At 62.4% G+C, this 11268-nt stretch carries 17 protein-coding genes; 6 read left to right on the top strand and 11 right to left on the bottom strand.

The features are described 5' to 3' along the window. Positions 1–173 precede the first annotated feature (173 nt). The 11 genes from LH128_RS01145 to LH128_RS01195 form a co-directional block, all read right to left on the bottom strand. A complete protein-coding gene (locus LH128_RS01145) occupies positions 174–1751 on the bottom strand; it encodes a terminase (protein ID WP_172704862.1) in 1578 nt (525 codons plus the stop codon). Then, entirely contained in the window at positions 1738–2427 is a 690-nt protein-coding gene (locus LH128_RS01150) for a terminase small subunit (protein WP_008827733.1), read from the bottom strand. The genes LH128_RS01145 and LH128_RS01150 overlap by 14 nt, the downstream gene beginning before the upstream one ends. After that, positions 2427–2846, bottom strand: a complete 420-nt coding sequence (locus LH128_RS01155; RefSeq protein ID WP_037516970.1) for a hypothetical protein — start codon at positions 2844–2846, stop codon at positions 2427–2429. Before LH128_RS01155 ends, LH128_RS01150 begins: the two co-directional genes overlap by 1 nt. Further along, a complete protein-coding gene (locus LH128_RS01160) occupies positions 2846–3205 on the bottom strand; it encodes a hypothetical protein (protein ID WP_008827734.1) in 360 nt (119 codons plus the stop codon). Before LH128_RS01160 ends, LH128_RS01155 begins: the two co-directional genes overlap by 1 nt. Positions 3206–3207: 2 nt before the next feature. Beyond that, positions 3208–3444 (bottom strand): hypothetical protein, encoded by a 237-nt coding sequence (locus LH128_RS01165; protein ID WP_008827735.1) that lies wholly within the window; start codon positions 3442–3444, stop codon positions 3208–3210. Then, complete coding sequence (locus LH128_RS01170) at positions 3441–3716, bottom strand: hypothetical protein (RefSeq protein ID WP_008827736.1); 276 nt, start codon at positions 3714–3716, stop codon at positions 3441–3443. The genes LH128_RS01165 and LH128_RS01170 overlap by 4 nt, the downstream gene beginning before the upstream one ends. Further along, positions 3716–4009: a hypothetical protein gene (locus LH128_RS01175; RefSeq protein ID WP_008827737.1), complete on the bottom strand. Its 294-nt coding sequence runs from the start codon at positions 4007–4009 to the stop codon at positions 3716–3718. The genes LH128_RS01170 and LH128_RS01175 overlap by 1 nt, the downstream gene beginning before the upstream one ends. 325 nt (positions 4010–4334) lie before the next feature. Continuing rightward, a complete protein-coding gene (locus tag LH128_RS01180; protein WP_008827738.1) occupies positions 4335–4811 on the bottom strand; it encodes a hypothetical protein in 477 nt (158 codons plus the stop codon). Then, positions 4808–6334 carry a YfjI family protein gene (locus LH128_RS31130; RefSeq protein ID WP_172704863.1) on the bottom strand — a complete coding sequence of 509 codons (1527 nt, stop codon included), beginning with the start codon at positions 6332–6334 and terminating at the stop codon, positions 4808–4810. The genes LH128_RS01180 and LH128_RS31130 overlap by 4 nt, the downstream gene beginning before the upstream one ends. Continuing rightward, the gene (locus LH128_RS01190) at positions 6331–7338 is read right to left on the bottom strand and encodes a CHC2 zinc finger domain-containing protein (RefSeq protein WP_172704864.1); all 1008 of its coding nucleotides are present in this window, start codon (positions 7336–7338) and stop codon (positions 6331–6333) included. Before LH128_RS01190 ends, LH128_RS31130 begins: the two co-directional genes overlap by 4 nt. Next, positions 7335–7541, bottom strand: a complete 207-nt coding sequence (locus LH128_RS01195; RefSeq protein ID WP_008827741.1) for a hypothetical protein — start codon at positions 7539–7541, stop codon at positions 7335–7337. The genes LH128_RS01190 and LH128_RS01195 overlap by 4 nt, the downstream gene beginning before the upstream one ends. A 113-nt stretch (positions 7542–7654) precedes the next feature. Here LH128_RS01195 and LH128_RS31135 point away from each other — a divergent pair, with 113 nt between their 5' ends. From LH128_RS31135 to LH128_RS01225, 6 genes are all read left to right on the top strand, one after another. After that, positions 7655–8218: a S24 family peptidase gene (locus tag LH128_RS31135; RefSeq protein ID WP_008827742.1), complete on the top strand. Its 564-nt coding sequence runs from the start codon at positions 7655–7657 to the stop codon at positions 8216–8218. A gap of 108 nt (positions 8219–8326) precedes the next feature. Continuing rightward, positions 8327–9031 (top strand): hypothetical protein, encoded by a 705-nt coding sequence (locus LH128_RS01205; RefSeq protein WP_008827743.1) that lies wholly within the window; start codon positions 8327–8329, stop codon positions 9029–9031. A gap of 2 nt (positions 9032–9033) precedes the next feature. Beyond that, positions 9034–9306: a hypothetical protein gene (locus LH128_RS01210; RefSeq protein WP_008827744.1), complete on the top strand. Its 273-nt coding sequence runs from the start codon at positions 9034–9036 to the stop codon at positions 9304–9306. After that, entirely contained in the window at positions 9303–10040 is a 738-nt protein-coding gene (locus tag LH128_RS01215; protein ID WP_008827745.1) for a hypothetical protein, read from the top strand. Before LH128_RS01210 ends, LH128_RS01215 begins: the two co-directional genes overlap by 4 nt. A gap of 2 nt (positions 10041–10042) precedes the next feature. Then, complete coding sequence (locus tag LH128_RS01220) at positions 10043–10987, top strand: hypothetical protein (protein ID WP_008827746.1); 945 nt, start codon at positions 10043–10045, stop codon at positions 10985–10987. Continuing rightward, a partial coding sequence (locus LH128_RS01225) for a hypothetical protein (RefSeq protein WP_008827747.1) occupies positions 10984–11268 on the top strand: 285 nt, incomplete at its 3' end. The genes LH128_RS01220 and LH128_RS01225, both read left to right, overlap by 4 nt.

Consider the following 11268-nt stretch of genomic DNA (forward strand, 5'->3'; position numbering starts at 1 on the left):
GTCAAAGCCCCCGATACGGATCATAGGTCGGACGCGAAGGCTCCGGGCATTCAGGCATCTGCTCGCCCGGCCTTTCGTTGTACCGTCTGCGCAGCGCGTCCAGGTTGTTGGCGATCCAGATGCGCGGATACCCGCGCCCTGAAAGCGACTGGAGCCAAGTTTCAAAATCCGCATCACAGGTCTGCATAGGGGTCGTAGCCTCCTGATCGGTGCAGTTCGTCCCACACCTCTGCCTTCACAGTGGCGAGGTTCGCGAGGCAGCACGCATCGCCATCGTCCGGCGAGTGTCCGAGCCGCTTCTTCTGCTTTTCCTTCGCCTCGATGTAGATGCCGCCGGGCCGAAGCTCCCAACGATAGCTGGTGAGGTCGCGCCGCAAGCGGGGATCGGGCGGCAGCGCAATCGGCTTGGCGTTCTGCGGGTCGAGCGCTTCCCGCATACCCCAAATCACCTCGGCGCGAAGGTTGAAGAACTCCAGCGTCCCGTCTGTCGTCCTGCCGTTCGAGCCATTCGCGAAGTTCACGGGCGCGACCTGCACGCCGTTCACCGTCAGGAAGTTGCAGCACGAAAGGCCCCAGCCAATGACGTCGGCATGGACGACGGCACGATCCTTTCGGTTCTCGATCACCCGGGCCGCCGCGATCGGCCCTGCCCGCTCCTGCGGTATCTCGATGCCGGGAATGCGGATGGGCATCGCGAACCATGTTCCGTGCCGACGATAGATCGTCATGTTGTCCTTGCCGCCCGCAGCCGGGTCCACACCCATGCTGTCCATCGGGCCAGGCGCATCCTTCGCGACCCAACGGTCCATGGCCTGATCGATCCACGTCGTCGGGATCACCTGCCACGGATCGTCCTCGACGCCCGCATTGAAGTCACCCTCCAGCATCTGCGAACGCAGCGGTTCCGGCAGCGACTGCAGCGTCTGGATGTAGCCCGAGCGGACATAGAAGTAGTTATCGGTGACGCGAGACGGCACGAACGTGCGCGAACGCGGCGAGATCACCTTCTCCGGTGAGAATTCGCTCGGGTCGAAGTCGTACAGCGGTTCGCCCTTGAAGATGACGAACGATCGGTCATCCGGGCATTCCACGTCCTGCCCCTTGATCGTGGTGAACCAGCGCAGTTCGCCGGGCTTGGCCGGGTTCGGATGGTTCGGATCGAGCCACGGCGCGAAGTAGCCGATCACCCAGCGCCCCTCTGTGGTCGTCGGCGGGTTGAACGTCATCAGGACGCGGCAGCGCTGGGCGGGATTGTTCGAGCGGGTCCAGCCCATCGTGAAGCGCACCTGCGCCTCCCGCTGCTCAGTGACCTCGTCATAGGCCTTGAAGTCGTGCGGGCGGCCCTGCCACTTCTGGTGATCCGTCGGGTTGTCGAGGCCAGCGAACTCGATAAGTCGGCCGTCCACCTTCCATGCTGATTTCTGGCTGTTGTAACCATTCGTTGAGCCGAGAATTTCGGTAAGGCGTTGGACCAGGCCATCCGTCTGTGCCTTCTCGCGACGGAAGATGGCCGAGCGCTGGTGCTCGGTCAGCGCCAGGCCCGCGATTAGGTCAGACTTTCCGCCTCCTGCTGCGCCACCGTACCCTGTGATGAACGCAAGACTGTCCGCTGCCTCTGACTGGCGGCCTACCTGCGCGCGCCAAATGTGTTCGGACAGGTCATTGTCCAGGAGGCGCTTGATTTCCTCGCGCTCCTCCGGCGTGGCGGCCTCCCAAAGCGCATCGAAGTAGCTGGGATCAGTCAGCATCATCCTGACCCTTGCGACTTTCGATACCAGCGAAGATCGCAGCAAGGCGGGTGGCGCGCTCGACATCACCCATCGGCAGCTTTTCACCGTCGGCGTCGGCCAGTTTGACCATGGCCGCCTCACCGTACTTCTTGGGCATCAGCTTAGACGCGATCCACTTGCGGGTATCGAGCCTGATCTTGGACCGCTGGACGTGCTCATGGTTGAGCACCTCGTCCTCCGTGCCGTCATCGCGCTCGCGGGTCTGCCAGTCGTTGGACCCATCGTCCGCGATATCGAGCATTTCATCGACGAGCGTTTCAACCTGCACTTCTCGCGCACGCATGTATTGGTCCCGAAAATCTGCGAAGCGATCATCCGCCAGCCAGCGGAAGACCGTTGCTTTTTCGGGCATGTCATCTTCAAGGCAGATGTTGCGCAGGCTCCGTCCGCTCGCGAGACCAACAAAGATGCGCGTTGCAATCTCCTCGGAAAAAATAGAGGGGCGTCCGCGCTTCCCGCTACCGTGGCGAACCCCGGCGATAGCCTCCTGAATATCGGCACGCGCGAGCAGCTTGGCGGCATTGGTCTCGGCGACCCTGGCCGAAGTCTTGTACCCGGCGCGCAGATAGGCCTGCGCACCGTCCAGATCGAGCGCGTACTCCTCAGCAAACCGCTGCATCTTACCAGTAAGGGCCATCAGCCAAGCGCCTCCGGCTTGGTGCCCTTCGGATAGATTGTGACGGGACGGCCACGCCAGACGAACCGGACCGGCCGACCGTGGCGATCGGCCAGCGCCTCCGCCTCATCCATAGTTTCCGCAACCAGCGCGAGCGAGGCGGCAACAGGCGCAAGGCCGTCATCAACCGCTGCGATCTCACGGGCGTCATCGAGCACAGTGCTAACGCCGACGTCGACCGACTTGAGCACAGGCCGCGCCGTAGCCCCGACTAGCGCCTTCTCCAGCGACCAGATGAGCCCGCGAGCACCGTCCTCAGGATCGCAGACGAACGTAACAGGCCCGGTCGTGAAGGCGCTAGGCTGTCCCGCGTCGTCATAGTAGACCTCATGCAGGGCAAGGTGATCGCCGTGATCGATGATACGATAGTTCCATTTCATCAGATTGCTCCTCGACGCACAGGCACCTTCGTCCCCTTAGGCCGCGATCCTGCCCCGCATCCTCGGGGAACATGCGATTTCGACGTGTGCTGGTTCGAAGCCTTCTTGGTCCACTCTCCCGTAGCGCAGATCTTTACCCGCCTGAATCGCTGAAACCGAATGACCTCGATGAGCCCGCGAGCCTCAAGACGGCGCACCACCATCGGTGGTACGCTCGCGGACTCGCAACCCAGCAACATCTCAAGATCGAGGTTGAGCGGGCACGGCTCACCGGCGGCGGCGGCGCGGCAAAGCGCGTCATAGACGATGGTTTCGAAGGGCGACATTTCGGTGCCCGTGCGGGGGTTGATCGATCGCATAGTCAGGTCTCCTGCGTCGGTGGAGATACCGACTTCTCGTCGAGCACGATCATGGTGCTCTCATCCCTTGTTTCGCCTTGCCGCGTCCAACCGCCACGGCATGCGTAGAACGAGCCAGCGTGAATGCTCAGTTCGCGTGAACCGTCGTGCAACTTGCCCAGAAGGGCCTTCTCGGTCTGACTTGTCGGAGTGAGGACGATCTGTTCCCGGCCGTCCTCGATGTAGAGCGCGATCTTCATTCGCCAGCACTCCCGGCCCGACCGGTAATCCGAACGGTGTAACCCTTGCCGAAGCCGCCGCAGACGACGCCGGATACCGGCGCCCCAGCCGCGTTCCGACCGGTCCACCTCTGCCTGAACGTGTCGTCGCGAGAACAGCCGAACCAGGCGTGATCGCCGAGACGAACATCGGTGAACCCGAAGTCCTCGACAGCCCCGCGCAGTTCGGCAGGGTTCGGCGCGCAGCCAGCGAGCGCGAGAGCGGCGACAGCCGCGATGATGCGCGTATTCATCAGAGATCTCCTCGGGGCTCGATGATCGAAACTTGAACCTTCTGCCGCATCTTCCCGCTGACCGGGCGCCCGGCCTTGCTGTGCGTGATGCACCGGCGCGTCAGGCCCGACGTCGCCATCGGGCTCGTGCACTCGAATTCGGCCCCGCACTCGGCACACGGTGCGCGCCAGCGCAGCAGGGTCGTTGCCGTGCCGTCGCGCCGGGTATGCGGCACCAGCGCGGTCAGGGTGAACGCCTGATCGTCGAGCATCACAACGGTGCCCAGCGGCGGCTCGCTCTCGAACGAAATCATCGGCTCGCACCCCCAAGGCTCGATGGCGTCGGTGAGGGGGGAAAACCCCCTAAAGGGTTTTCTCCCCTCCCTCCTCGGCCACCCCGGATCGACGGGTAGATTCGGGAATGGGGTTTTTCAGTCGAAAGGTGGTGAAAACTGGCAGAACTCTGCGACTTTTGGGCATGATTCGGAAAACCGGTCTTTTCAGGCCGATTACAGGCGTTTTCGATGCGCTCCGAAACTGTAGCAAAAACTGTCGCACGACTGTTGCAACAGTTTCCCGAAACCCGCAGATTTCCGCCGCTTTCCGCTGACGCTGCTACAGTTGCGACATCGGCTACAGTCATCGGATATCCCCTTGTGAAATGACGTCCCAGATGAGCGCCGCGCCCCGACGGTCGAAGGGCTGCGAGGACGCTGGCGAATGGCGAAGGAAGCGGTTCGGCGGACCCATCCGGTTGCCGATGACGATGACGTCATGATCGATGCTCTCGATCTCCCGGCTTTTCAGCAGGACGGCGACACCCATCAGGCCGACACGCCCCCGCAACTGCGGAGGCGAGCCGAACAGGTCGAGCACGGTCCAGCCGCAGGCCAGCGCTATGTCCAGCCATTTACTTGCGACGTGACGCAAATCTTTAAGTAATTCGAACCACTGTTCTTCATGCATACTTGATGGCGCGCGCCTACATTCCAGCGCGTCGAGAGCGGCGTGGACCTGCTGGATGCGCGGGTCCGCAGCCTGCGGCAGATTGACGGAGGGGCGGTCCCGGGGCTCATCCCAGCCGAAGCCGGTGGCGTCGAAGCGTTCAAAGGTCATGCCGCGTCCTCGGGATAGATGACGGTGTAGACGTTGCGCTCTTTGTGCTTCGTGCTTCGTGCCTTGAACTCCCCGCCACCCTTCACCTGAACCAGATGCCCGGCATCCAGCAGCAACTGGATCGCTCGCGTAAGCACAACAGCCGGTCGGACGTTCTTGGGGGCATGCTGGCTCAACCAGCGCTTGCCGACACAGGCCAGCCTCTCCTTGCGGACGAACTCGACGAGCGTCTGCGCGTTCTCGGAATCCTCATCGACAGACCCGGCATTGAAGAGCCGCAGGGCCTCGGAAAGATAGTACTGGCCAAGGGCGATCCCAGCGCGCATCGCCGGTACGGAGATCCCGTCCCGAACGACGTGCTCACCACCTTCGAAGTAGGAAACGACAGCGGCCAGCCGCAGCGCGTGCTGCGCCATTTTCGACGCTAGGTCGCTGACCTCGGCCAGAACGCCGTCAGGCCCCTGTTGCTTTTCGAGGTGGTCGCTGAACGCGATCCACATCGCGCGCGCCTCGTCTTGAAGTTGGACAGTCGAGAACTCGAGCTCCCGCGTCTCCGGGTTCATGCGGGAAAATGCGCCTTGCAGCAGGCTGCTCAACCGCGACTGGTACGCAGCGAGATCGTCTTGCGACTTCTGCGTTGCGTCCTTCCACAACCGCTGGCCCTTGAGGCTCTTCGGGAATGTGATGAGCATGCGGCTCATCATTCCCTGATCGCGTAGCGCCTTGTTCGCGAAGAGCTTGGTTGCCACGCCGGGTTGAACCATCAGGTGCAGCGACATGCGCCGGCCATCGAGGATCTTCGTCACGTCGCCGCCGCGCACGCGCTTGATCGGCTTCCCGTCCCACAGCTGGGAGAGCATTGCCCCGGTCTTGGCCTGCTGCTCATCCTGCATGCTGTAGCCGCCGAGGAACTGAGCGCCCTCGTCAGAGAACAGGCCGATGGACGGATACGCTTCGTCGAGCAGTTTCACGATGCCCTCGATCGTTGGTTCCTCGACCAGCAGCATCGGCAGCGCTGGCGGGGTCGGAGCGGTCCCGCAGGCCTCAAGGTCTTCCTGAATCTGGAACCGGCTCTTCTTGCCCCGTTTGGCCGCGCTTACAGCGGCATCGTGAGCGGCCTTTTCGATCGAGAAATGTTGCTGCTTCTCTTCGAACCCGTCCCGAAGTTCCTTCTCGCGCCGGTAGATCGGCCCGAGGGCGCGCTTGTCGCAGCTGGACTTGCGGTCGCCGCTGGCGGCCACGGTGAAGAGGAACAGGGATGACGGGATCACCTCACCCGTGGGCATTTCGATCTCGATCCGGGTTTGCGCGACAATGGCGCAGGCCCCCAGCACGGCCTGCGCAGCGATGGACGTCGGTATCTGCACAATGTCGACCAGACCTTGAATGCAATCGGCCAGCCGGGGCGGCAGAGCATGCAGCGGATATTCCTCCGGATCACCGACGGTGGGCTTGAACTCAATCGGTTCTCCCCGGACCTCGCTGGGCGGGTCAAAATCACGGAAGTCACCTTCGAACGTCATGCGCGGATACCCCGCCACTCGTCGTTCCAATCCTTGAAGTCCTCCGGCGGAAAGACCTCGGACGGGATCAACCCTTTCGCGAGCACGGCCTCGCGTGCCTGACTGACCGCCAGCCGCCCGGCCGCATTGTTGTCGCCCGCGAAGCAGACGGAGCGCACTTCTGCAGGATACTCGACGCGCGAAAGCATCGCGGTCCCGCACGTCACCCATACCGATTGCTCGGGCATGCGCTGGGCGAGCGTCAGCCCGTCCTCCGGGCCTTCGCAGTTGATGAGGTGTGGGCGCACCGGCCCAAGACGTAGCGCCGAGCCTACGATCTGCCCGAAGGAGAGCTTGGCCTTCGCCTTCGTGCCGTCGTCACGAACGCGCTCGTACTTGCGACGCCCGCCGTCTTGGAGGAACACGCACTGCACTCCGACGACAGCGCCCGTCACATCCTGCAGCGCGCAGGCCATTGCGGGATGGTCCCGCCCGGCCTCGCCGGTTTCAGGATTGATCCACCGGGGTGCCATGACGAACCGAACCGTCGGCGGAAGCGGATGGATGATGCCGCGTATCGCCGCGTAGATCCCGGCGGGAGTGTCATGTGTCGCTGGCACCGTCCTCGCCCAGATCGATCGCGCGTAGGCGATCCGCTCGGCCATTACCCGAGCATCCTCCGCCTTGCGCCGGACCCGCTCCTCGTCGGAGATCACCGGGAACTCATTTCCACTGAGTGTCTCGACGGCCTGTCGGAAAGTCATGCCTTCGTAATCGGTGAGGAACTTGATGGAGTCCCCGGCCGCACCACAACCCCAGCAGTGATAGGTGCCCTTGGTGTCGTTGACCTCGAAGCTGGGCGAACGCTCGCTATGAAACGGACAGAGCCCGACCATTTCCCGAGCGCCCCGGCGCTTGAGGCTTGTATGACGCCCGATGATGTCCGAGATCGAATGGCGCTCGCGCGCACGGTCAACGAGTTCCCGAAACTCGCTATCCGACAACCGCCCCCCTGTCACGGTCACTGCCCTGCGGCGAGATAGGCGAGCGTCTCGGCCGGGACATCAATTCCCAGCCGGTTGACGGCCGCAAGTACCGAGGCGCGACGCCAAGGCGGAATCTCGCCCTTCTTCTTCCATGACCACACGGTGGGAATGGGCGTGCGCATTTCATGCGCGATGGCGCTTACGCGCTTGCGCTCGGAAAAAAGCGTTTGGACAGCCAACATGCCGCTTTTTCCGATTTTCATACTGAAACTGCAACACAAAAGTTACGATTTTCACATTATACGCAAACCCGCCATCGCGATATGCCGGTAAGAGGCAATTCAGGAGATCGTAAATGCCCGCCGACACCCCCACCCGGGACCTGCTCGAAGCCGTAAAAGAAGCCGGTATTCCCCAGCGCGTCATTGCTTCGAAAATGAACCTCCCCCCGTCCGCAGTGTCGAACCTGTTCAAAGGCGAACGCAGCCTGAAGTTCAACGAGGCCGTTATCCTCCAGGAACTTCTGGGGGTCGCAAACAATGCGCGCGGCAGAGAACTGCCGCTGATCGGCATGGCTGGAGCAGGAAACTGGCTGGAAGCTATTGAGGTTACACGCCGTCAGGTATGGATGCCGTCTGAGGCAGAAGGCCAGTTCGCACTGGATGTTGTGGGCGACAGCATGAACCTCGTCCTGCCGGAAGGCTCCACCGCTATCATCGATACGGAGCAGACAGAACTGTACGTGGGGAAGCTGTACGTGCTCCTCAACCCCGATGGCGAAGCCACCATCAAACGTTATCGTTCCGATCCCGCGCGCTTTGAACCTGTATCCGACAACCCCGAGCATTCGCCTTTTTCCGTGGGATCTGGTGACTTTCGCGTCATAGGCCGGGTCACTGCGGGTCTTCAAATGTTCTGATTTTCATAATTTCGCTTGACCTAGTTCCGAAAATCGGAATTCTTAGCGGCATCGGAGACGATCGCCGCAAGGCCGCTGACCCTCCGCACAACATCGCAGGAGGGCCATATGGGCCAGGTCGAAACGATCACGAACTTTGCCCCCAACCTTGGGGCGCCAGCTGTATCTCCCGTCGCCCGCCACGTAGCCCTGATGCGTCAGGATTGGCGCAACAAGCTGAGCGAATATTACGACGCCGAAGAAGCTGATGTCAGCCAGTTGCCGGAAGCCGAGCAGGACGCGGCGTTCGACCGCGCCGGGGCGGCACTCGATGACCTTGTCGGTGTTCGCGCCGCCGATCTGGCGATCCTCGCTGAGAAGATGCGGATCGTGGACAAGACGGGCACCGTCTTGGCGACCGGCTATTTCAAACACCTTCTCGATGACGTCGAGGGGCTGTCGAAGCGCGCCGTCTTCGTGCCGACCAAGGCCGACATTTTCGCCGCCATTAAGCGCGGCCTCAAGAAGATTGAGCCTTGGTTCGATTGGGGCCGCTGCGAGCGAACCCGCCTCGACAGCAAGTGCGCGCACTTCACCGACGAAAGCTGGGGGCAGGTCCATCGCTTTGATCTCCAGTGGCTCGGTGTTCACTTCGCAATCGAACTCGGCCGCACGCCCGCGAAGGTAACGCTTGCGGAAGCAGAGCGCCGTCGCGCCCGCTACAACGCCCTCACCACGCCCGTCGCTGACCGAGAGTGCGCCACGTGCTCGGCAGCGACGGAGACGCGCCTGACGCCATGCGACGAATGCGGCTCGCTGGACGGGGAGGCGTGACGATGGCCCACAAGATCGAAGCGTTCCAGACGCTCGCCACATTCACGTTCGACGAAACGACGCCCTTTGCCGCCACGCCCGGAGATCTCGCCAGCGACCTGCTGGGAGAAGCGCACGCGATACTCCTCGTCGTCGCCAACCTGCTTGAAGAGCAGCGCGACGAGGAGCCAGCGGTTCGGAACACCCACATGGCCAAGGCTCTCCGCGCGACTTGCACGCTGATGGCCCTGTCCGCCTTCGCCACTGAATGCGCACAGGAGGCACGCCAGTCATGACTTTCCAGTTCACGGTTCACCCGCAGGACGACATCGCGCCCGTCTGTTACGAGCTTCCGGCACTTCCTGCCGGTGTCGGCTATGATCTGACCACGCACATCAATTCGTACCGTGATGCGGTCATCAATGGCCCCGACGGGCGTGACGAAGAACTCTTCCTCAACATCAAGTCTCACAAGGCCAGAGGCCTGCCCGAGGTCATCGCCAAGGTCATCTATCAATTGCACTTCGATCATCGAGGGCTCGCAATGGATAGCGACCGCCTGGTCATCACCGAAAGCGATGAACAGGACAGGGCTGAGATCCGGCTGGCGGAGTTACTGCTGGCCGAACTCTACTCACAGATTCCAGACGATTGGGAAGCTGCACGACGCGCCCTGCACGCCGCTGTTCTGGTGGAGGACGATTTCGAGCGCCGGCTTTACGAGCCAAGCAAGGACGGCGGCAAAAATGATCCCATCACCGCCGAACTCGAGCGTCTTCTGGACGCTCGCTGCGATGCCGAAACGGTCCTGCTGAACCTGCCTGCGCCATCATTGGCGGACTGGGCAGTCAAGTTCCTGATCTGCTTCGACTGCGATCGAGACATGAACGGCTTCACAGAAGCGCTCTGCAAAGAGGCCCGCCAGCTTCTCGGCATCGCCGCCGAGCCGGGTGACGATCACAGCAACGACCTTGCTGTCATGGCCGCCGCGCTCGCCTCGCGCCACCCCGCAGCCGGAAAGGATGCCTGACCATGCGCATGATGATGAATCAGCCTCTGATGGCAGCCAAGCAGACGTTCGATGCCGCTAACGCCCGGGTCGATTGGGAGGACGCCCACATCAATCACCCGGAGCATCCGTCCGACGAAGAGTCTATCAAGGACGCCGCCGAGCACCTCCAGCAAGCGCTTTGGGACTATGTTGCGACGCCCGCGTACAACGGCCGGGAGATCCTGCTCAAACTGGAGGAGCTGCTCGACCATACTCCGGAATGGCGGGACCATGCGTCAGCCATTGAGCGAGACCTCACCGATGCAGCGCGCCCGCAGCCGTCGCGACCGATGTTCGCAGCATTCCACGCTTTTCGGGATGCATGGATAGCGCAGGGCGAGCAAGACCTGTCGCAGCGCGCTACGAACTCCGAAGAGATACGTCTTCATGATGTCGTGTTCAGTGCGGTGAAGGTGGTCTTTGCCATTCCCTGCGCCACGCCGGGCGACTTTCTGGTGAAGGCCTATGTCAATCTGCTCTGGCACACCGGTCACACCGCAGGCTTTGACGGCCGCCCGGTAGCGACGGGCAGTTTCTTCGATCCGGACCTTCTTAATATCGACACGGACAGCCTCGTCTCGGATGAATTCTTCCGCAAGGCGTATATCGATCTCAGTGAATGCGACCTCGGCGCGTGCCTCATCGCAACCGGGCACATCAATTTCGACCCGCCCGCTTGGCTGGCGCGGGCCGACACTATCGGCCTGCCCATCTCTCTTATCGTCAAGCCGGACGGCGGGCGCTCGCTCTGCTTCGGCGTCATCGATACCGACGACGAGCGCGTCCAGCGCGAAGAGCGACGGCTCCAGCAGATACTGAACTTCGCTGGCCAGCGTCGATGGAAGGCTATTGCCGATTTCATCACAGAGCACCGCAAAGACCTGATCTGCGTAGTCTCGCCGAACATCAAGGCGGAAGCGGCATGACCTTCCAGCCTTTCAGAATTCCCGCCGTCCCCCCGGGCGGGAGTGTCAGCAACGGCGGGGTTTCCCACCCCCCGGCCCCGCCGTTGCTGGCCGAATCCTGGCTCTTGGCGTGGCATCGCATCGGAGGTGCTGTGACCGTCGGCGCGGACGCATCGCTGCAGCCCTGGTTCAACCCCGCGATCGGATGCGCAGACGACCAGTGCGCCACGGTGCTGCTGGCAGAACTGCTGGACACGCCCGGCCTGCCAGCCGCCGTGCGGATCGTGATCGCCTCGGGCGTG

The organism is Sphingomonas sp. LH128, from assembly GCF_000293195.2.
Classification (GTDB): Bacteria; Pseudomonadota; Alphaproteobacteria; order Sphingomonadales; family Sphingomonadaceae; genus Novosphingobium; species Novosphingobium resinovorum_A.